Raw genomic sequence first — 20219 nt, forward strand, 5'->3', positions numbered from 1 at the left:
TATCCCCGTGATTCAGTTTCTTGTCAACCAGGAGCTGCGTAGTGAGCACGCCCTGGACCCGAACATGACGGTGCTGCAGTACCTGCGCGAGCACCTGGGCAAACCCGGCACCAAGGAGGGCTGCGCCAGTGGTGACTGCGGCGCCTGCACCGTGGTGGTCGGCGAACTGACCCAGGACGAACAGGGCAACGACAGCCTGCGTTATCGCAGCCTCAACTCATGCCTGACGTTTGTCTCGTCGCTGCACGGCAAGCAACTGATCAGTGTCGAAGGCCTCAAGCACCAAGGCCAGCTGCACAGCGTGCAACAGGCCATGGCCGATTGCCACGGCTCGCAATGCGGCTTCTGCACCCCCGGTTTCGTGATGTCGCTGTTCGCCCTGCAAAAGAACAGCAGCGGCCCCGACCTGCACCAGGCCCAGGAAGCCCTGGCCGGCAACCTGTGCCGCTGCACGGGCTACCGGCCGATCCTGGACGCTGCCGAGCAAAGCTGCCGCCAGCCCTGCCGCGACCAGTTCGATGACCAGCAAGCGCAAACCATCAGCCGCCTCAAGGCCATCGCCCCAACCCAGACCGGCGAGCTGAACAGCGGCGACAAACGCTGCCTGGTGCCGCTGACGGTGGCTGACCTGGCCGACCTGTACAGCTCGCACCCCGAAGCCCGCCTGTTGGCCGGTGGCACCGACCTGGCCCTGGAAGTCACCCAGTTCCACAAGACCCTGCCGGTGATGATCTATGTCGGCCACGTGGCCGAACTCAAGCGCATCGAGAAAACCGCCAGCCACCTGGAAATCGGCGCTGCCACCCCGCTCACCGACTGCTATGGAGCACTTCACGAGGAATACCCGGACTTCGGCGACCTGCTGCACCGCTTTGCCTCGCTGCAGATCCGCAACCAGGGCACCCTGGGCGGGAACATCGGCAACGCTTCGCCGATCGGTGACTCGCCGCCCCTGCTGATTGCCCTGGACGCACAAATAGTCCTGCGCCAGGGCGAACGCCAGCGCACCCTGGCGCTGGAGGACTACTTCATCGACTACCGCATCACTGCCCGCCAGGACAGCGAGTTCATCGAAAAGATCATCGTGCCGCGCGCTACCCGCGACTGGGCGTTCCGCGCCTACAAGGTGTCCAAGCGCCTGGACGACGACATTTCCGCTGTGTGTGCGGCGTTCAACCTGAGCATCGAAGACGGCGTGGTCAGCGGTGTGCGCATTGCTTTCGGCGGCATGGCGGCCATCCCCAAACGCGCCCGCGCCTGTGAAGCCGCGCTGCGCGGCAAGCCGTGGAACCAGGCTGCCATCGAGCGCGCCTGCCAGGCCCTGGCCGAAGATTTCACCCCGCTCAGCGACTTCCGCGCCAGCAAGGAATACCGCCTGCTGACCGCGCAGAACCTGCTGCGCAAATACTTCATCGAACAGCAAACGCCGTACATCGAAACCCGGGTGACCGCTTATGTCTAACCATCACGTAGCCAAAAGCCAGGCCGAGATGGCCGAACTGTTCAGCCAGGGCCTGACCACCGGGGTTGGCCGCAGCGTCAAGCACGACAGCGCCGACAAGCATGTATCCGGCGAGGCGCAGTACATTGACGACCGCCTGGAGTTCCCCAACCAGTTGCACGTGTATGCGCGCACCGCCGACCGCGCCCATGCGCGCATCCTGCGCATCGACACCACGCCCTGCTATGCCTTCGAGGGTGTGCGCATCGCCATCACCCATGAAGACATCCCCGGCCTGAAAGACATCGGCCCGGTGGTGGCTGGTGACCCACTGCTGGCTATCGACAAGGTCGAGTTCTTTGGCCAGCCGGTGCTTGCCGTCGCGGCCCGCGACCTGGAAACCGCCCGCCGTGCGGCCATGGCCGCCATCGTGGAATATGAAGACCTGGAACCGGTGCTGGATGTAGTCGATGCGTTGCGCAAGAAACACTTCGTGCTCGATAGCCACACCCACCAGCGCGGTGATAGCGCGACTGCCCTGGCGAGTGCCCCGCACCGTATTCAAGGCACCCTGCACATCGGCGGCCAGGAACACTTCTACCTGGAAACGCAGATTTCCTCGGTGATGCCCACCGAAGACGGCGGCATGATCGTCTACTGCTCTACGCAGAACCCTACCGAAGTGCAGAAACTGGTCGCCGAAGTGCTCGACGTGCCGATGAACAAGGTGGTGCTGGACATGCGCCGCATGGGTGGCGGTTTTGGCGGCAAGGAAACCCAGGCCGCCAGCCCGGCATGCCTGTGCGCAGTGGTGGCACGCCTGACTGGCCAACCGACCAAGATGCGCCTGCCGCGGGTCGAAGACATGACCATGACCGGCAAGCGGCACCCGTTCTACGTCGAGTACGACGTGGGCTTTGACGACAACGGTCGCCTGCACGGCATCAACTTCGACCTGGCCGGCAATTGCGGCTACTCCCCCGACCTGTCCGGCTCGATCGTCGACCGCGCCATGTTCCACTCCGACAACGCCTACTACCTGGGCGATGCCACCGTGCACGGCCACCGCTGCAAGACCAACACCGCCTCCAACACGGCTTACCGCGGCTTTGGCGGCCCGCAGGGCATGGTTGCCATCGAGCAGGTGATGGACCATATCGCCCGTCACCTGGGCCGCGACCCGCTCGCCGTGCGCAAGGCCAACTACTACGGCAAGACCGAGCGCAACGTCACCCACTACTACCAGACCGTCGAGCACAACATGCTCGAAGAAATGACCGCCGACCTGGAAGCCAGCAGCGACTATGCCGAGCGCCGTGAGTCGATCCGCCGCTTCAATGCCAACAGCCCGGTACTGAAAAAGGGCCTGGCGCTGACGCCGGTCAAGTTCGGCATCTCGTTCACCGCCACCTTCCTCAACCAGGCCGGTGCGCTGATCCACATTTATACCGACGGCAGCATCCACCTGAACCACGGCGGCACCGAGATGGGCCAGGGCCTGAATACCAAGGTGGCGCAGGTGGTGGCCGAGGTGTTCCAGGTCGATTTCAGCCGTATCCAGATCACCGCCACCAACACCGACAAGGTGCCCAACACTTCGCCGACCGCTGCTTCCAGCGGCGCCGACCTGAACGGCAAGGCAGCGCAGAACGCCGCTGAAATCCTCAAGAAGCGCCTGACCGAGTTCGCCGCACGGCACTACAACGTCACCGAGGAAGACGTCGAGTTCCGCAATGGCCATGTGCGCGTGCGCGACCAGATCGTCAGCTTCGAGCAGCTGGTGCAGCTGGCCTACTTCGCCCAGGTGTCGCTGTCCAGCACCGGTTTCTACCGCACGCCAAAAATCTACTACGACCGCAGCCAGGCACGTGGCCGGCCGTTCTACTACTTCGCCTTTGGCGCCGCCTGCGTGGAAGTGATCGTCGATACCCTGACCGGCGAATACAAGATGCTGCGCGCCGACATCCTGCACGATGTGGGCGATTCGCTGAACCCGGCCATCGACATCGGCCAGGTGGAAGGCGGTTTCATCCAGGGCATGGGCTGGCTGACCACCGAAGAGTTGGTGTGGAACGCCAAGGGCAAGCTGATGACCAATGGCCCGGCCAGCTACAAGATCCCGGCGGTAGCCGACATGCCGCTGGATTTGCGGGTGAAGCTGGTGGAAAACCGCAAGAACCCGGAAGACACGGTGTTCCACTCCAAGGCGGTGGGCGAGCCACCGTTCATGCTCGGCATCGCCGCCTGGTGTGCGATCAAGGACGCCGTGGCGAGCATTGCCGATTACCGGGTGCAGCCGAACATTGACGCACCGGCAACACCGGAGCGGGTGCTGTGGGGCTGCGAGCAGATGCGCAAGGCGGTGGCCCACTCGCAGCCGACTGAACAGGAACTGGAAACCGTCACCCACTGACAGTGAGGAGCCCTGTGGGAGCGGGCATGCCCGCGAATGCGATGGTGGCTTAACTGCCCTCTTCGCGGGCACGCCCGCTCCCACAGGATCTGCGGCGCAACATAGAGAGGTTGCATCATGCACCAATGGATCAACGCCCTCGCCGAACACCAGTCCCGTGGCGAAGCCTGCGTACTGGTGACCATCATCGAAGAGCGCGGCTCGACCCCGCGTAACGCCGGCTCGAAAATGGTCGTCAGCGCCAGCGCCCTGTTCGACACCATCGGCGGCGGCCACCTGGAATACAAGGCCCTGCACATCGCCCGGCAAATGCTCGAAGAGCAGCGCACCACACCGCACCTGGAGCGTTTCAGCCTTGGCGCCAGCCTGGGCCAGTGCTGCGGCGGCGTCACCGTCCTGTTGTTCGAACCGATGGCCGCCGTACAGGCGCAGATCGCCGTGTTCGGCGCGGGCCATGTCGGCCGTGCTCTGGTACCCTTGCTCGCCGCGCTGCCCTGCCGGGTACGCTGGATCGACTCGCGTGAACAGGAATTCCCCGAACTCATCCCCAACGGGGTGACCAAGGTCGTCAGCGAGGAACCGGTCGACGAAGTCGCCGAGCTGCCGCCGGGCTGCTACTGCATCGTCATGACCCACAACCACCAGCTCGACCTGGAACTGACCGCCGCCATTCTCAAGCGCAACGACTTCACCTGGTTCGGCCTGATCGGCTCGAAAACCAAACGGGTCAAGTTCGAGCACCGCCTGCGCGAGCGCGGCTACGACGATGCCGTGCTGGCACGCATGCGCTGCCCGATGGGCCTGCCAGAGGTAAAGGGCAAGCTGCCCATCGAAATCGCCGTGTCCATCGCCGGCGAAATCATCGCCACCTACAACGCCTGCTTCGGCCAGCACGACGCTGGCGCCAATGCCGGCCCCATTGCCCAGTTGCTGCCGCCCTCCCGGCGCAGCCAAGCCATTTGACGAGTGTGTTATGACCGTTACCCGCAAAGCTTACCGTGCCGCCATCCTGCACAGCATCGCCGACCCGGCCGAGGTGGGCCTGGAGGCATCCCATGAGTACTTTGAAGACGGCCTGCTGGTAGTCGACGATGGCCGCATCAGCGCCATTGGCCATGCCGGCGACCTGCTGCCGACACTGGACGCCGACATCCCGGTGGAGCACTACCAGGACGCGCTGATCACCCCGGGCTTTATCGACACCCATATCCATTTCCCGCAAACCGGCATGATCGGCTCCTACGGCGAACAATTGCTGGACTGGCTGAACACCTACACCTTCCCGTGCGAGAAGCAGTTCGCCGACAAGGATCACGCCGACCAGGTGGCGAAGATCTTCCTCAAGGAACTGCTGCGCAACGGCACCACCACCGCGCTGGTGTTCGGCAGCGTGCACCCGGAATCGGTCAATGCCCTGTTCGAAGAAGCCGAGCGCCTGGACCTGCGCCTGATCGCCGGCAAGGTGATGATGGACCGCAACGCCCCGGACTACCTCACCGACACCGCCGAATCCGGCTATGCCGAAAGCAAGGCGCTGATCGAGCGCTGGCACGGCAAGGGCCGCCTGCACTATGCGGTCACCCCACGCTTTGCGCCAACCAGCACACCGGAGCAATTGACCCTGGCCGGGCAACTGCTCAAGGAACACCCAGGCGTGTACATGCACACGCACCTGTCGGAAAACCTCAAGGAAATCGACTGGGTCAAGTCGCTGTTCCCCGAACAGAAGGGCTACCTGGACGTCTACGACCACTTCGAGCTGCTGGGCGAACGCTCGGTGTTCGCCCACGGCGTGCACCTGTGCGACGAAGAATGCCAGCGCCTGGCTGAAACCGGCTCGGCCGTGGCCTTCTGCCCTACCTCCAACCTGTTCCTCGGCAGCGGCCTGTTCAACCTGCCGCAAGCCGAGCGTTTCAAGGTCAATGTGGGCCTGGGCACCGACGTTGGCGCCGGTACCAGTTTCTCGCTGCTCAACACCCTGAACGAAGCGTACAAGGTGATGCAGCTGCAAGGCGCGCGCCTGCACCCGTACAAGTCACTGTACCTGGCGACCCTGGGCGGTGCCCGTGCGCTGCGCCTGGACGACCGCATCGGCAGCCTGCGCCCCGGCAACGATGCCGACTTCGTGGTGCTGGACTACAAGGCCACGCCGCTGCTGGACTACCGCATTCAGCAGTCCAACAGCATCGAAGAGACCTTGTTCGTGCTCACCACCCTGGGCGACGACCGCACCGTGCGTGAAACCTACGCTGCCGGGCGCTGCGTGCACCAGCGCTAAGGCTCTTTGGCAAGGCCCCGGTACAGTGCGCCGCCGATTGCTGCCCCGATAAGCGGCGCCACCCAGAACAGCCACAGCTGTTGCAGCGCCCAGCCACCGACGAACAAGGCCGGCCCCGTGCTACGTGCGGGGTTGACCGAAGTATTGGTCACCGGAATGGAGATCAGGTGGATCAGCGTCAGCGCCAGGCCTATGGCGATGGGCGCAAAGCCTGCCGGCGCACGGGAGTCCGTGGCGCCCATGATCACCACCAGGAACATGGCGGTCATCACCACTTCACTGATAAAGCCCGCCCCCAGCGTGTAACCGCCGGGGGAATGGTCGGCGTAGCCGTTCGAGGCCAATCCCGCAGACAGTTCGAAACCGGCCTTGCCGCTGGCGATGAGGTAGATCACACCCGCCGCCAGGATGGCACCGATTACTTGTGCGATCACGTAGGGCAACAGCTCTTTGGCCGGGAAGCGCCCGCCCACCACCAACCCGAACGACACGGCAGGGTTGAGGTGGCAGCCAGAGATATGGCCGATGGCGAAGGCCATGGTCAGGACCGTGAGGCCGAAGGCGAAAGCGACACCGAGAACGCCGATGCCTACAGGAGAACTGGCTGCCAGTACCGCACTGCCACAGCCGCCAAGCACTAACCAGAAGGTGCCGATCAGCTCGGCACCTATTCGTTTACCCAGAGACATGGTCATGGACCTATCCTCAACAAGTAGTGGAACGCAATGGATGCGCAAGCCCAACTGCTTGATGAAGGTTTGCCCACAAGAATTTAGCAGACCTTTGGTTAATGGCCAGAAATGGCTGGGGCCGCTTCGCGCCCCATCGCAGGCAAGCCAGCTCCCACAGGTACTGCGCATGCCTTGAGGTCAGCGCGGTTGGTGTGGGAGCTGGCTTGCCTGCGATGGGGCGCAAAGCGGCCCCCCTCAATCACTCTGGCAAACGATCAACCCTTGGCGGAAACCTTGGGTTTTTTCAGCAAATGCGAGAACACTGCATGCAGATCGTCCGAGGCGCTTTCCTCGTCCAGGTTCAGCTTGCTGTCGATGTGGTCCATGTGGTGCATCATCAGGCTTACCGCCTGCTCGGCATCACGCGCCTCGATGGCATCGATCAGCTGCATGTGCTCGTCATACGAGCAGTGCGAGCGGGTGCCGGTTTCGTACTGGGCAATGATCAGCGACGTCTGCGACACCAGGCTGCGCTGGAAGCTCACCAACGGTGCATTGCCCGCTGCCTCGGCCAGCTTGAGGTGAAATTCACCGGAAAGACGAATGCCGGCACCACGGTCGCCACGCGAGAAGCTGTCGCGCTCCTCGCGCACCATCTGCCGCAACTCATTCAGCTGCTCCAGGGTGGCGTGCTGCACGGCCAGTTCGGTAATGGCCCGCTCCACCATGCGCCGCGAGAAGAACACCTGGCGCGCTTCTTCCACCGTCGGGCTGGCCACTACCGCGCCGCGGTTCGGCCGCAGCAGCACCACGCTTTCGTGGGCCAGGCGCGACAGGGCGCGGCGGATGATGGTGCGGCTGACGCCAAAGATTTCGCCCAGCGCTTCCTCGCTCAACTTGGTGCCCGGTGCCAGACGCTGCTCGAGGATCGCCTCGAAAATGTGCGCATAGACGATGTCGTCCTGGGTACCGCTGCGGCCGGCCTTGCCGACACGTGCAGGTTTTTTCAGAGGTTGCAGCTGTTCGTTCATGGGCTCTCGAGGCACGAAGAGAAAGTATGGCGCCATTGTACACAGGCTGAGGCGATTCCGCAGGGGGCGTTTTACCTATATAGCCGTTGTACGACGCATTGCGCACACAAAACATAAAACATTATTTGCATTCTTTGTACACAAAAGCATAATCCACCGAGCAACTTCTTGACCCATGAGTCAACAAAACGGTCAGACGTCTGCCTTCCCTCACGGAGCCGCCAAGTGCATTGCTCAGGAATGGCTCCATAACAACAAGAAAGACTTGAGGAGTACTCGCTGTGGAAAGCCGCAAATCCGAAGCCCCTACGCTGGATCTTGCCCCACCGCTCGAAACGAGCTGGCTGGAGCGGATTTTCAAACTCAAGCAACACGGCAGCACCGTCAAAACCGAACTGATTGCCGGGGTGACCACCTTCATCACCATGGCCTACATCATCTTCGTCAACCCCAACATCATGGCCGACGCCGGCATCGACCATGGTGCCGCCTTTGTCGCCACCTGCATTGCCGCCGCGCTGGGTTGCCTGCTGATGGGGCTGTACGCCAACTGGCCGGTGGGCCTGGCACCGGGCATGGGGCTTAACGCGTTCTTCACCTACACCGTGGTCGGCACCATGGGCTACAACTGGGAAACAGCGCTGGGGGCGGTGTTCGTCTCGGGTGTGCTGTTCATGTTCCTGACCTTGTCGAAAGTGCGCGAGTGGTTGCTCAACAGCATCCCGGTCAGCCTGCGCCATGCCATGGGGGCCGGCGTCGGATTGTTTCTCGGGCTGATCGGCCTGAAAACGGCAGGCATCATCGTCGACAGCCCCGCCACCCTGATCAAGCTGGGCTCGCTGCATGAGCCAGGGCCACTGCTGGCGGCGGTGTGCTTTCTGCTGATTGCCATCCTCAGCTACAAGCGAGTGTTTGGCGCGATCCTGATCAGCATCATCGGCGTTACCCTGGCCGGCTGGGGCCTGGGGCTGGTCAAATTTGGCGGGGTGATGTCGATGCCGCCGAGCCTGGCACCGACCTGGATGGCCATGGATGTGGCCGGCGTGTTCAACGTCAGCATGATCAGCGTTGTGCTGGCGTTCCTGTTCGTGCACATGTTCGACACTGCAGGCACGCTGATGGGCGTGGCGCAGCGGGCCAACCTGGTGGCGCCGGACGGGCGTATCGAGAACCTGTCGAAGGCGTTGAAGGCTGACAGTGCTTCGAGCGTGTTCGGTGCGGTGGTGGGTGTGCCGCCAGTGACCAGCTATGTGGAAAGTGCCGCCGGCGTGGCCGCTGGTGGCCGTACCGGCCTGACTGCCGTGGTGGTCGGCCTGCTGTTCATCGCGGCGATGTTCTTCGCCCCGCTGGCCGGGATGATTCCGGCCTATGCGACGGCGGGTGCGCTGATCTACGTGGCAATGTTGATGATGGGCAGCATGGCGCACATTCATTGGGACGAAGCCACCGACAGCATTCCGGCGATCGTCACGGTGATCATGATGCCGCTGACCTTCTCGGTCGCCGATGGAATTGCCCTGGGCTTCATCAGTTATGTGGCGTTGAAGGCGGGTACCGGCAAATACAAGGAAATCTCCGCCAGCCTGTGGGTGCTGTGCGCGATTTTCATCGCCAAGTTCGTGTTCCTCTGACCCCCGCTGCACCAACCAAGGGCGCCTCGGCGCCCTTTCTTTATTCATTCATCCTGTAACGGCCTCTTCGCGGGCACGCCCGCTCCCACAGGATCACCACAGCCTTCGAGCTGTGCGCCGTACCTGTGGGAGCGGGCGTGCCCGCGAAGAAGCCAGTGCAGGAAATACAAAAACAGCAGACGAAAAAAAGCCCGCCAGTGTGAGAGCGGGCCAAAGGACCTACGAAGATTCTTCTAGCGACCAACTAGCTTCCACGATAGGTCGAATAGCTGTACGGCGAGATCAGCAGCGGCACGTGGTAGTGCTCCTGCTGCTCGTCGATGCCAAAACGCAGCACCACGACATCCAGAAACGCCTGGGCCGGCAACTGCACGCCACGGGCGCGGTAGTAGTCGCCAGCGCTGAACTGCAGCTGGTAAACGCCAGTGCGGTAATCGTCACCCTGCAGCAACGGCGCATCGACGCGGCCATCGCTGTTGGTCAGGGCGGTGTTCACCAGCTCCAGCTGCTGGCCTTCGACACGGTACAACTCAACCTTGATCGAGCTGCCCGGGCAGCCATGCGCGGCATCCAGTACGTGTGTGGTCAAACGTCCCATTGCGTGTCGCCTCTTGTTCAATCTGTGGGCAGGAAATACTCAGCCAGCGCACCCAAGCAGGGCCTGCGGCAGGCGGGAATGACGCCATTAAGACATTTCATCGCAAAATTGTACACAATTTTTTGTACCCATCCGTCGCACCCGATGTTTCTTGCCCGCAAACGACCCATCGGTCGCAAATACAGGCAATGTAACGACCCCAATCTCATTAGCTGACCAATCAGGCAGGTTTCTTGCACTGTATTTTCCGGTCGCCGCGAAGCGACAAAAAGGTAGAAATGCGGAAAAACAGGCTTACAAAAGATTTCAGAAGTTGTATACAATCAGCCCATCCGGTGGTGCGACATACCGACGCGGCCCGCCCACCACCCGCACTAACGCACAAGAAGGAAGACTGCAGTGAGCGCTGACTACCCTCGCGACCTGATCGGTTACGGCAACAACCCTCCTCACCCGCAATGGCCGGGCAACGCTCGCATCGCGCTGTCTTTCGTCCTCAACTACGAGGAAGGTGGCGAGCGCAACATCCTGCACGGTGACAAAGAGTCCGAAGCCTTCCTCTCCGAAATGGTCGCTGCCCAGCCGTTGCAGGGCCAGCGCAACATGAGCATGGAGTCGCTGTACGAATACGGCAGCCGTGCCGGCGTGTGGCGCCTGCTCAAGCTGTTCAAGGACAGCGGCGTGCCACTGACCGTGTTCGCCGTGGCCATGGCCGCCCAGCGCCACCCTGACGTGATCCGTGCCATGGTCGAAGCCGGCCACGAGATCTGCAGCCACGGCTACCGCTGGATCGACTACCAGAACATGGACGAGGCCCAGGAGCGCGAGCACATGCTCGAAGCCATCCGCATCCTCACCGAACTCACCGGCGAACGCCCCGTGGGCTGGTACACCGGCCGCACCGGCCCGAACACCCGCCGCCTGGTCATGGAAGAAGGCGGTTTCCTGTATGACAGCGACACCTACGACGACGACCTGCCCTACTGGGAGCCGAACAACCCGACCGGCAAGCCGCACCTGGTGATCCCGTACACCCTGGACACCAACGACATGCGCTTCACCCAGGTACAGGGCTTCAACTGCGGCGAGCAGTTCTTCCAGTACCTGAAGGACGCTTTCGACGTGCTCTACGAAGAAGGCGCCGAGGCGCCGAAAATGCTCTCCATCGGCCTGCACTGCCGCCTGGTCGGCCGCCCTGCACGCCTGGCTGCACTCAAGCGCTTCGTCGATTACGCAAAAAGCCATGACCAGGTCTGGTTCGCCCGTCGCGCAGACATCGCCCGCCACTGGCACGCCACCCACCCGTACAAGAAAGAGAACGCCTGATGACCGCCTTCAACACCCTCAAGCCATCCGCCCTGGACCGCGACGCCTTCGTCAACGCCTTCGCCGACATCTACGAGCACTCGCCGTGGGTGGCCGAAAAGGCCTATGACCTGGGCCAACTGGGCGAACTGGACGAGATCGAGGCGCTGCACCAGCGCATGAGCGACATCCTGCTCAGCGCCAACCACGCCGACCAGCTGGCGCTGATCAACGCTCACCCGGACCTGGCCGGCAAAGCCGCCGTGCAGGGTGAACTGACCGAATCGAGCACCAACGAACAGGCTGGCGCCGGCATTCACCAATGCACCGCCGAAGAGTTCGCCCGCTTCACCGAGCTGAACGACGCCTACAAGGCCAAGTTCCAGTTCCCGTTCATCATGGCGGTGAAGGGCAGCAACCGGCACCAGATCCTCGCCTCCTTCGAAAAGCGCATCCACAACGATGTCGATGCCGAGTTCAAGGAAGCCCTGGCGCAGATCAACCTGATCGCCCTGTTCCGCCTGCTGCAGTTGTAAGCAAAGCCGAACCCATTTCAGTACAACGAACATATAAGAGAGACCCGCATGCGCACCCTGATGATCGAGCCCCTGACCAAAGAAGCCTTCGCCCAATTCGGAGACGTGATCGAAACCGACGGCAGCGACCACTTCATGATCAACAACGGCTCGACCATGCGCTTTCACAAGCTCGCCACGGTCGAAACCGCCGAGCCTGAAGACAAGGCGATCATCAGCATCTTCCGCGCCGACGCGCTGGAAATGCCGCTGACCGTACGCATGCTGGAACGCCATCCGCTGGGCAGCCAGGCTTTCATTCCGCTGCTCGGCAACCCCTTTCTGATCGTGGTCGCGCCCGTTGGCGATGCACCTGTATCAGGCTTGGTCCGCGCCTTCCGCAGTAATGGCAGGCAGGGCATCAATTACCATCGCGGCGTCTGGCACCACCCGGTGCTGACGATCGAAAAGCGGGATGACTTCCTGGTGGTTGATCGCAGTGGTTCTGGCAACAACTGCGATGAGCATTACTTCACCGAGGAACAGATGCTGATCCTCAATCCCCACCAATAAGAAAAGGTCGGTCATCGTCACGGTGACCGGCAGAGGTACATACTGTGGAAGCACACCTTCACGAATGGCTGAACCTGAGCATTCGCTGGGTTCACATGATCACCGGTGTCGCCTGGATCGGTGCATCGTTCTACTTCGTCTGGCTGGAGAACCACCTGAACCGAAGCAACCCGCGCGATGGGTTGTCGGGTGATCTCTGGGCAATTCACGGCGGTGGTATCTACCACCTGGAGAAATACAAGCTCGCACCCCCGAAAATGCCCGAGAACCTGCACTGGTTCAAATGGGAAGCCTACTTCACCTGGATGTCCGGTATCGCCCTGCTGTGCGTGGTGTTCTACTGGAACCCGGCCCTGTACCTGCTGGCCCCCGGCAGCACCCTGAGCGGTGCCGAAGGCGTGGCTATCGGTATCGGTTCGCTGATCGCTGGCTGGTTCATCTATGACTTCCTGTGCGACTCGCCCCTGGGCAAGAAGCCAGCGCTGCTCGGCGGTGTACTGTTCGTGCTGATCATTGCCGCCTGCTGGGGCTTCAGCCTGGTGTTCAGCGGCCGTGGTGCGTACCTGCACACTGGTGCGATCATCGGCACCATCATGGTCGGCAACGTGTTCCGCATCATCATGCCGGCCCAGCGCCAGCTGGTGGCGGCGATCGAGAACAACCAGACGCCTGACCCGGTGCTGCCGGCCAAGGGCCTGCTGCGCTCGCGTCACAACAACTACTTCACCCTGCCGGTGCTGTTCATCATGATCAGCAACCATTTCCCGAGCACCTACGGTAGCCAGTACAACTGGCTGATCCTGGCCGGTATCGCAGTAGCCGCGGTTCTGATCCGCCACTACTTCAACACCCGCCACGACAGCAACAAGTACGCCTGGACCCTGCCGGTCGGTGCCCTGGCGATGATCTGCCTGGCCTACGTCACCGGCCCGAAACCGATGGCTGTAAGCCCGGAGCAAGCCGCAGCGAAGATCGAGTACCAGCCGCTGCCCGCTACCGCGGTCGGTGGCAAGACCGCTGCCGAGTTGCGTGCCGAAGAGGCTGCCAAGCCTGCCGAAGCACCTGCAGCTGCCCCGGCAACTGCCCAGGCCGGCGGCGAGTCTTTTGACAAGATCCACAGTGTCATCCAGGAACGCTGCACCGTGTGCCACTCGTCCAAGCCGACCAGCCCACTGTTCAGCGCCGCCCCTGCCGGCGTGATGTTCGACACCCCGCAGCAGATCCAGGCCCAGGCCGCGCGTATTCAAGCGCAAGCGGTCGCCAGCCAGATCATGCCGCTGGGCAACATCACCCAGATGACCACCGAAGAGCGCAAGCTGGTCGGTGACTGGATCGCCAAAGGCGCCCAGGTCAACTGATCGAGTCACTAGCGTCAAGCTGCAAGCTTCAAGCTGTACGTAGTAGGAAGCAAGCATCGAGTGCCAGGCTCCAGTGCGGGTACCAAGCTTTTTCTTGAAGCTTGCCGCTTGGAGCTTGTCACTTGGATCCGAGAATAAAAACAAAACTCGAGGTGCTGCATGTCCGAGTCACGCAAGGCGTACATCCCCATTGCGCCGCCGCGCGAACCCTTGCCCCTGTTCCAACTGATCCTGGTTGGCCTGCAACACGTTCTGCTGATGTACGGTGGCGCCATCGCCGTGCCGCTCATCATCGGCCAGGCTGCCGGGTTGTCCCGTGAAGAAGTCGCTTTCCTGATCAACGCCGACCTGCTGGTCGCTGGCGTCGCCACCATCATCCAGTCGTTCGGTATCGGCCCGGTGGGCATCCGCATGCCGGTGATGATGGGTGCCAGTTTCGCTGCCGTCGGCAGCATGGTGGCCATGGCCGGCATGCCCGGCGTAGGCCTGCAGGGGATCTTCGGCGCCACCATCGCTGCCGGGTTCTTCGGCATGCTGATCGCGCCGTTCATGTCCAAGGTCGTACGCTTCTTCCCGCCGCTGGTCACAGGTACGGTGATCACCTCGATTGGCCTGTCGCTGTTCCCGGTGGCGGTCAACTGGGCCGGTGGTGGCGAAGCGGCGGAAAACTTCGGCGCGCCCATCTACCTGCTGGTGGCCAGCCTGGTGCTGGCCGTGATCCTGTTGATCAACCGCTTCATGCGCGGGTTCTGGGTCAACGTGTCGGTACTGGTGGGCATGGGCCTGGGCTACATCCTGGCCGGCTCCATCGGCATGGTCGACCTGACAGGCCTGAACGAGGCGCCGTGGCTGCAAGTGGTAACCCCACTGCACTTCGGCATGCCAACCTTCAGCCTGGCGCCGATCCTGTCGATGTGCCTGGTGGTGGTGATCATCTTCGTCGAGTCCACGGGCATGTTCCTGGCCCTGGGCAAGGTGACCGATCGCGAAGTTACCCCAGGGATGCTGCGGCGCGGCCTGTTGTGCGATGCCGGTGCGTCGTTCATCGCCGGCTTCTTCAACACCTTCACCCACTCCTCGTTTGCCCAGAACATCGGCCTGGTGCAGATGACCGGGGTGCGCTGCCGCTTTGTCACCATCGTGGCTGGTGCACTGCTGATTGTGCTCAGCCTGCTGCCCAAGGCGGCCTTCCTGATTGCTTCGATTCCACCGGCTGTACTGGGCGGCGCATCCATTGCCATGTTCGGCATGGTCACCGCCACCGGGATCAAGATCCTTCAGGAAGCGGACATCGGCGACCGCCGCAACCAGTTGCTGGTGGCGGTGAGCGTCGGCTTCGGGTTGATCCCCGTGGTGCGCCCGGAGTTCTTTGCCCAGATGCCACAGTGGATGGAACCCATCACCCACAGTGGTATCGCCATGGCCACGGTCAGTGCCCTGGTGTTGAACGTGCTGTTCAACATCCTTGGGGGTGCCGACCGCGCGGTGCACAACGACGCCTGTCACCAGCATTGAGCCAAGCGGGGCGGCGCGTTGCCGCCCCGCATTCACATAAGCCGTAACCGCTATACCGTCGGCCCGCCGGAAAGGGCCGCCCGGGGCGCCTGCGCGCCAAAAAAACCGCCAACAAAAACAATAAGTCCGGGAATCACAACATGAAGCGCATCACCACGTCCCTGTTGTTGGGCAGCAGCCTGCTGGCCACCCTCCCCTCGCATGCAGGCGAATGGCTGCAATGGCATGGCGAAAGCCTGACCTACCTGTACGGCAAGGACTTCAAGGTCAACCCTGATATCCAGCAGACCATTACCTTCGAGCACGCCAACAAATGGAAGTACGGCGACACCTTCATGTTCGTCGACAAGATCTTCTACAACGGCAAGGCCGACCCCGGCAAAGGCGTGACCACCTATTACGGCGAGTTCAGCCCGCGCCTGTCGTTTGGCAAGATCTTCGATAAAAAACTGGCCTTCGGCCCGGTCAAGGACGTGCTCCTGGCCATGACCTACGAGCGCGGCGAAGGCGACAACGCGGCCTACCTGATCGGCCCCGGCTTCGACCTCGACATCCCCGGTTTCAACTACTTCACCCTGAATTTCTACGTGCGCAACACCGAAGGCAGCCGCCCCGGTGACAACGTCTGGCAGATTACCCCCGGTTGGTCGTACACCATCCCGGTGGGCCGATCTGACATTCTGATCGACGGTTACATGGACTGGGTCACCGACAACGACCAGACCCGCCGTGGCACCTACCACGCCAACCTGCACTTCAACCCGCAGGTCAAATACGACCTGGGCAAGGCGCTGAACCTGGGCGCCAAGCAGCTGTACGTGGGCTTTGAATACAGCTACTGGAAGGACAAGTACGGCATCGACAGCCGCGGCAACCTGGACAGCAACCAGAGCGTCGCCAGTGCCCTGGTCAAAGTGCATTTCTAGAAAACTGACCAAGCGCACAAGTTTGCATCACCCCGCTCCAGGACGGAGCACTTGAGGCGCGGCGCGCAAGCCAGTAATCTGCGCGCCCCCTCGATCAGGGCAGAACGGATTCTGCCTGCGTTTACTGACCGCTCAGTCAATGAATACGGGCGGTTGGCCAACGTGTTGCCAGCCTGAAAGACCCTTTTCATCCGTTCAGAACGAAGTCGAGCAGGAAGGTTTTGCCAACCCGGAAAAGTTGGCCCAACCCTTGCCAAACAGCTGTGGCCTATCGAAAAAAGCTGACTCGCAAGACAAAAAAAGCGCCAACACCGAGCGCTGACAACAGATCAATCAAGGGAGCGACACTCGCAATGCGTACCATCAACAGCCTGATCCTCGCCGGCGGCCTGCTGGCCTGCGGCACCACCTTCGGCGGCGACCTGCTGCAATGGCAGAACAACAGCCTGACCTACCTGTGGGGCAAGAACTTCAAGGTCAACCCGGCGATCCAGCAAACCGTTACCTTCGAGCACGCCGATGGCTGGAAGTACGGCGACAACTTCATCTTCGTCGACAAGATCTTCTACCAGGGGCAGAAAGATGCCGGTAACGGCCCGAACACCTACTACGGTGAAATCAGCCCGCGCCTGTCGTTCAACAAGATCTTCGACCAGAAGCTGGAGTTCGGCCCGGTCAAGGACGTGCTGCTGGCCATGACCTACGAGTTTGGCGAGGGTGACACCGAGTCGTACCTGATCGGCCCCGGCTTCGACCTGGCCATCCCGGGCTTCGACTACTTCCAGCTGAACTTCTACAACCGCACCACCGACGGCAGCCGTGCCGGCGACAACGTGTGGCAGATCACCCCGGTATGGTCGTACACCATTCCGGTCGGCGATTCCGACGTGCTGATCGACGGCTTCATGGACTGGGTGGTGGACAACGACGAGAACCGCCGTGGCACCTACCAGGCCAACCTGCACTTCAACCCGCAGGTCAAGTATGACCTGGGTAAGGCCCTGCACCTGGGTGAGAAGCAGTTGTATGTGGGTGTGGAGTACGACTACTGGAAGAACAAGTACGGCATCAAGGATAGCGATGCGTTCACCACTGACCAGAACACCATGAGCTTCCTGGTCAAGGTGCACTTCTGACCTGAGTCCTCGGGGCCGCGCTGTGGCCCATTCGCGGGCACGCCCGCTCCCACAGGGTCCGCGCTCGGCCCAAGGCAGACACTGTACCTGTGGGAGCGGGCGTGCCCGCGAACCGGGGCAGCGCCCCGGCCATGCGAACTAACTGGCCGGCCGAACCGCCCGCCACAACTTTCCGGCAACCGCCACCACCGCCAGCACCACGGCCCCGGCCACCACCCCGGCCACGCCGTTGAGCAGCGCACCGGTCAATGCACCACCACGGCCTTCACTGAACGCCTCGATGGCGTGATGCAGCGGCGCGATGCCGTGCACCAATATCCCGCCACCCACCAAAAACATCGCCGCGGTGCCAATCACCGACAGGCTCTTCATCATGTACGGCGCCGCCCGCAGGATACCGTTACCCACCGCCTGGGCAAGCCGCGAAGCCTTCTGGGTCATCCACAGCCCCAAGTCGTCCAGCTTGACGATACCGCCCACCAGCCCGTAAACACCGATGGTCATGACAATGGCAATGCCGGACAGCACGATGATCTGCTGGGTAAGCGGCGCATCAGCCACGGTCCCCAGGGTAATGGCGATGATTTCCGCCGACAGGATGAAGTCGGTACGCACCGCCCCCTTGATCTTGGCTTTCTCAAACGCCACCAGGTCGACATTGGCATCCGCCACGGCCTCCTTGCGCGCTTCATGCGCGGCGTCGTCCTCGTCCTTGCTGTGCAGGAACTTGTGCGCCAGCTTCTCGAAGCCTTCGAAGCACAGGTACGCACCGCCCAGCATCAGCAGCGGCGTCACCGCCCAGGGGATGAACGCACTGATCAGCAGCGCCGCCGGCACCAGGATGGCCTTGTTCAGCATCGACCCCTTGGCCACCGCCCACACCACCGGCAGCTCACGGTCGGCACGCACGCCGGTCACCTGCTGCGCATTCAGTGCAAGGTCGTCACCCAGCACGCCTGCGGTTTTTTTTGCGGCGACCTTGGTCATCAGCGAGACGTCATCCAGCAGCGTGGCGATGTCGTCGATCAGTACCAGTAGACTGCTTCCTGCCATGTTTGCCTGTATCCAGATGTGTATGTGCCACGGATTCTAGCCCAAAGCCGCTGCCTTGAGCGCCCGTCGAGCCCGGTGCTACCATGCCCGATCCCTCTTAGAGGTGGCCAGACACGAGGAAGATCCCTGACCATGAGCACCATTCGCGAGCGCAACAAGGAACTGATCCTGCGCGCGGCCAGCGAGGAATTCGCAGACAAGGGCTTCGCCGCCACCAAGACCAGCGATATCGCGGCCAAGGCCGGCCTGCCCAAGCCGAACGTGTATTACTACTTCAAGTCCAAGGACAACCTCTACCGCGAGGTCCTGGAAAGCATCATCGCGCCGATCATGCAGGCCTCTACGCCGTTCAATGCCGACGGCGACCCGAAAGAAGTGCTGAGCGCGTACATTCGCTCGAAGATCCGCATTTCGCGTGACCTGCCGCATGCCTCCAAGGTGTTCGCCAGCGAAATCATGCACGGCGCCCCGCACCTGTCGCCAAACCAGGTGGAGCAGCTGAACGAGCAGGCCCGGCACAACATCGAGTGCATCCAGCGCTGGATCGACCGCGGGCAGATCGCCCATGTGGATGCGCACCACCTGATGTTCAGCATCTGGGCGGCGACACAGACTTATGCGGATTTCGACTGGCAGATTTCTGCGGTGACCGGCAAAGCCAAGCTGGCCGACAGCGATTACGACGCGGCGGCGGAGACCATTATTCGCATGGTGCTCAAGGGCTGTGAGCCCGAGGTAGCCTGAACCACCTTTGAGGGCCATTCGCGGGCACGCCCGCTCCCACAGGATTGCCTCAATTCCAGATACTTTGAGGTCCCTGTGGGAGCGGGCGTGCCCGCGAATAGGCCAGAACAGGCAATAAAGACTTAGGCCGCTACCCCGGCATCCGCCCGCAAGCCCACCTCCTCGATCGCACTGATCGCACACTGCTCGTCAATATCCGACGTATCCCCGCTGATCCCCACCGCTCCCAGCACCTTGCCAGCCTGATCACGAATCAGCACACCACCGGGTGCCGGCACCACCGGCCGCTCACCCAACCCGTTCAGCGCAGCAAAAAACGCCGGCCGCTGCTGAGCATCCAGCGCCAGCAAGCGCGAGCCCTTGCCCAGGGCTATCGCACCCCAGGCCTTACCCGTGGCCACCTCAGGCCGGATCAGGCTGGCGCCATCCTCACGCTGCAGCGCCAGCAAGTGCCCGCCAGCATCCAGCACTGCCACCGTCAGTGGCGCAGCATTGATCTTGCGGCCCGCCGCCAGCGCGGCATTCACCAGGCTGACAGCAACATTCAGGTTCAAAACGTTCATGGAAAGGTCCTCTTCTTGTTGTGAGAAGCCCTGAGGGCAGTTGAAAACCGATAGATCAAATAGAACACAACGAGATGTATTTTTGTATACAATATTTTGAAACGATCGTATGCGATGGCGCAAATAGCCGTTTTCACGGCTGCTTTGACGAAAGCTGGCCCACCCGATGAAAACCCATTGACCTGAGCCGCCAGCCGTGAATACACTCTGTCGCAACGCAAGTTGTATACAATTACAAAATCGATGAGGCACAAACCATGAGCAAAATGAGAGCAATCGATGCAGCCGTTCTGGTCATGCGCCGTGAAGGTGTAGATACCGCGTTCGGCATCCCGGGGGCTGCCATCAACCCGTTGTACTCGGCCCTGAAGAAAGTCGGTGGCATCGATCACGTCCTCGCTCGTCACGTCGAAGGTGCCTCGCACATGGCCGAGGGCTACACCCGTGCCAACCCGGGCAACATCGGCG

General features: G+C 61.9%; 19 protein-coding genes. 14 read left to right on the forward strand and 5 right to left on the reverse strand.

Translation table 11 applies throughout. From position 1 onward, the window contains the following. Positions 1-7 precede the first annotated feature (7 nt). The 4 genes from xdhA to guaD all read left to right on the forward strand — a co-directional run bounded on the left by xdhA (position 8) and on the right by guaD (position 6132). Complete coding sequence (xdhA, locus tag ACIQUI_RS17090) at positions 8-1462, forward strand: xanthine dehydrogenase small subunit (protein WP_403200646.1); 1455 nt, start codon at positions 8-10, stop codon at positions 1460-1462. Continuing rightward, positions 1455-3854: a xanthine dehydrogenase molybdopterin binding subunit gene (xdhB, locus tag ACIQUI_RS17095; protein WP_403200648.1), complete on the forward strand. Its 2400-nt coding sequence runs from the start codon at positions 1455-1457 to the stop codon at positions 3852-3854. The genes xdhA and xdhB overlap by 8 nt, the downstream gene beginning before the upstream one ends. A 117-nt stretch (positions 3855-3971) precedes the next feature. Further along, positions 3972-4817, forward strand: a complete 846-nt coding sequence (gene xdhC, locus ACIQUI_RS17100) for a xanthine dehydrogenase accessory protein XdhC (RefSeq protein WP_403200650.1) — start codon at positions 3972-3974, stop codon at positions 4815-4817. A gap of 10 nt (positions 4818-4827) precedes the next feature. Then, positions 4828-6132, forward strand: coding sequence for a guanine deaminase (gene guaD / locus ACIQUI_RS17105; RefSeq protein ID WP_403200652.1), 1305 nt, complete (start codon positions 4828-4830; stop codon positions 6130-6132). On the opposite strand, the gene aqpZ is transcribed toward guaD, so the two are convergent. Both aqpZ and ACIQUI_RS17115 read right to left on the reverse strand, forming a co-directional pair. Next, positions 6129-6827 (reverse strand): aquaporin Z, encoded by a 699-nt coding sequence (aqpZ, locus tag ACIQUI_RS17110; protein WP_403200655.1) that lies wholly within the window; start codon positions 6825-6827, stop codon positions 6129-6131. The two genes, guaD and aqpZ, sit on opposite strands and share 4 nt — an antisense overlap. A gap of 251 nt (positions 6828-7078) precedes the next feature. Beyond that, a complete protein-coding gene (locus ACIQUI_RS17115) occupies positions 7079-7834 on the reverse strand; it encodes a GntR family transcriptional regulator (protein ID WP_403200657.1) in 756 nt (251 codons plus the stop codon). Between the two features lie 281 nt (positions 7835-8115). On the opposite strand from ACIQUI_RS17115, the gene ACIQUI_RS17120 reads away from it, so the two are divergent. Continuing rightward, positions 8116-9465: an NCS2 family permease gene (locus ACIQUI_RS17120; protein WP_403200659.1), complete on the forward strand. Its 1350-nt coding sequence runs from the start codon at positions 8116-8118 to the stop codon at positions 9463-9465. 244 nt (positions 9466-9709) lie between these two features. Here ACIQUI_RS17120 and uraH read toward each other — a convergent pair whose 3' ends face one another. Then, complete coding sequence (gene uraH, locus ACIQUI_RS17125) at positions 9710-10063, reverse strand: hydroxyisourate hydrolase (protein WP_003259496.1); 354 nt, start codon at positions 10061-10063, stop codon at positions 9710-9712. A gap of 399 nt (positions 10064-10462) precedes the next feature. On the opposite strand from uraH, the gene puuE reads away from it, so the two are divergent. From puuE to ACIQUI_RS17160, 7 genes are all read left to right on the forward strand, one after another. Beyond that, complete coding sequence (gene puuE / locus ACIQUI_RS17130) at positions 10463-11389, forward strand: allantoinase PuuE (protein WP_346614050.1); 927 nt, start codon at positions 10463-10465, stop codon at positions 11387-11389. Beyond that, positions 11389-11904 carry a 2-oxo-4-hydroxy-4-carboxy-5-ureidoimidazoline decarboxylase gene (uraD, locus tag ACIQUI_RS17135; RefSeq protein ID WP_403200662.1) on the forward strand — a complete coding sequence of 172 codons (516 nt, stop codon included), beginning with the start codon at positions 11389-11391 and terminating at the stop codon, positions 11902-11904. Before puuE ends, uraD begins: the two co-directional genes overlap by 1 nt. Before the next feature lie 48 nt (positions 11905-11952). Further along, a complete protein-coding gene (locus ACIQUI_RS17140; protein WP_132845330.1) occupies positions 11953-12456 on the forward strand; it encodes an ureidoglycolate lyase in 504 nt (167 codons plus the stop codon). Between the two features lie 44 nt (positions 12457-12500). Beyond that, complete coding sequence (locus ACIQUI_RS17145; protein WP_403200667.1) at positions 12501-13814, forward strand: urate hydroxylase PuuD; 1314 nt, start codon at positions 12501-12503, stop codon at positions 13812-13814. A gap of 159 nt (positions 13815-13973) precedes the next feature. Then, positions 13974-15329, forward strand: a complete 1356-nt coding sequence (locus ACIQUI_RS17150) for a nucleobase:cation symporter-2 family protein (protein ID WP_403200670.1) — start codon at positions 13974-13976, stop codon at positions 15327-15329. A 140-nt stretch (positions 15330-15469) separates the two neighbouring features. Further along, on the forward strand, positions 15470-16255 hold the full coding sequence (locus ACIQUI_RS17155; protein WP_403200673.1) for an outer membrane protein OmpK: 786 nt from the start codon (positions 15470-15472) through the stop codon (positions 16253-16255). Between the two features lie 353 nt (positions 16256-16608). Further along, positions 16609-17391 carry an outer membrane protein OmpK gene (locus ACIQUI_RS17160; protein WP_403200676.1) on the forward strand — a complete coding sequence of 261 codons (783 nt, stop codon included), beginning with the start codon at positions 16609-16611 and terminating at the stop codon, positions 17389-17391. Positions 17392-17529: 138 nt separating this feature from the next. On the opposite strand, the gene ACIQUI_RS17165 is transcribed toward ACIQUI_RS17160, so the two are convergent. Then, a complete protein-coding gene (locus ACIQUI_RS17165) occupies positions 17530-18444 on the reverse strand; it encodes a DUF808 domain-containing protein (protein ID WP_403200678.1) in 915 nt (304 codons plus the stop codon). A gap of 132 nt (positions 18445-18576) precedes the next feature. Between ACIQUI_RS17165 and ACIQUI_RS17170 the strand changes: the two genes are divergently transcribed. After that, positions 18577-19188 (forward strand): TetR/AcrR family transcriptional regulator, encoded by a 612-nt coding sequence (locus ACIQUI_RS17170; protein WP_014590197.1) that lies wholly within the window; start codon positions 18577-18579, stop codon positions 19186-19188. A 122-nt stretch (positions 19189-19310) separates the two neighbouring features. Here the strand turns inward: ACIQUI_RS17170 and ACIQUI_RS17175 are convergent, their stop codons facing one another. Next, entirely contained in the window at positions 19311-19751 is a 441-nt protein-coding gene (locus ACIQUI_RS17175) for a heme-binding protein (protein ID WP_403200681.1), read from the reverse strand. A 257-nt stretch (positions 19752-20008) separates the two neighbouring features. Here ACIQUI_RS17175 and ACIQUI_RS17180 point away from each other — a divergent pair. Next, positions 20009-20219 (forward strand): thiamine pyrophosphate-binding protein (locus tag ACIQUI_RS17180; RefSeq protein WP_403200684.1); only part of this gene is annotated, 211 nt, incomplete at its 3' end.

Source organism: Pseudomonas sp. NPDC090592, from assembly GCF_044769185.1.
Taxonomy (GTDB): Bacteria; Pseudomonadota; Gammaproteobacteria; order Pseudomonadales; family Pseudomonadaceae; genus Aquipseudomonas.

Bases quoted from the DNA above. Each gene is read 5' to 3' on its own strand.
- xdhB (WP_403200648.1), top strand. From the start codon at position 1,455: ATGTCTAACCATCACGTAGCCAAAAGCCAGGCCGAGATGGCCGAACTG.
- xdhC (WP_403200650.1), top strand. From the start codon at position 3,972: ATGCACCAATGGATCAACGCCCTCGCCGAACACCAGTCCCGTGGCGAA.
- guaD (WP_403200652.1), top strand. From the start codon at position 4,828: ATGACCGTTACCCGCAAAGCTTACCGTGCCGCCATCCTGCACAGCATC.
- aqpZ (WP_403200655.1), bottom strand. From the start codon at position 6,827: ATGACCATGTCTCTGGGTAAACGAATAGGTGCCGAGCTGATCGGCACC.
- ACIQUI_RS17115 (WP_403200657.1), bottom strand. From the start codon at position 7,834: ATGAACGAACAGCTGCAACCTCTGAAAAAACCTGCACGTGTCGGCAAG.
- uraH (WP_003259496.1), bottom strand. From the start codon at position 10,063: ATGGGACGTTTGACCACACACGTACTGGATGCCGCGCATGGCTGCCCG.
- uraD (WP_403200662.1), top strand. From the start codon at position 11,389: ATGACCGCCTTCAACACCCTCAAGCCATCCGCCCTGGACCGCGACGCC.
- ACIQUI_RS17140 (WP_132845330.1), top strand. From the start codon at position 11,953: ATGCGCACCCTGATGATCGAGCCCCTGACCAAAGAAGCCTTCGCCCAA.
- ACIQUI_RS17150 (WP_403200670.1), top strand. From the start codon at position 13,974: ATGTCCGAGTCACGCAAGGCGTACATCCCCATTGCGCCGCCGCGCGAA.
- ACIQUI_RS17155 (WP_403200673.1), top strand. From the start codon at position 15,470: ATGAAGCGCATCACCACGTCCCTGTTGTTGGGCAGCAGCCTGCTGGCC.
- ACIQUI_RS17160 (WP_403200676.1), top strand. From the start codon at position 16,609: ATGCGTACCATCAACAGCCTGATCCTCGCCGGCGGCCTGCTGGCCTGC.
- ACIQUI_RS17165 (WP_403200678.1), bottom strand. From the start codon at position 18,444: ATGGCAGGAAGCAGTCTACTGGTACTGATCGACGACATCGCCACGCTG.
- ACIQUI_RS17170 (WP_014590197.1), top strand. From the start codon at position 18,577: ATGAGCACCATTCGCGAGCGCAACAAGGAACTGATCCTGCGCGCGGCC.
- ACIQUI_RS17175 (WP_403200681.1), bottom strand. From the start codon at position 19,751: ATGAACGTTTTGAACCTGAATGTTGCTGTCAGCCTGGTGAATGCCGCG.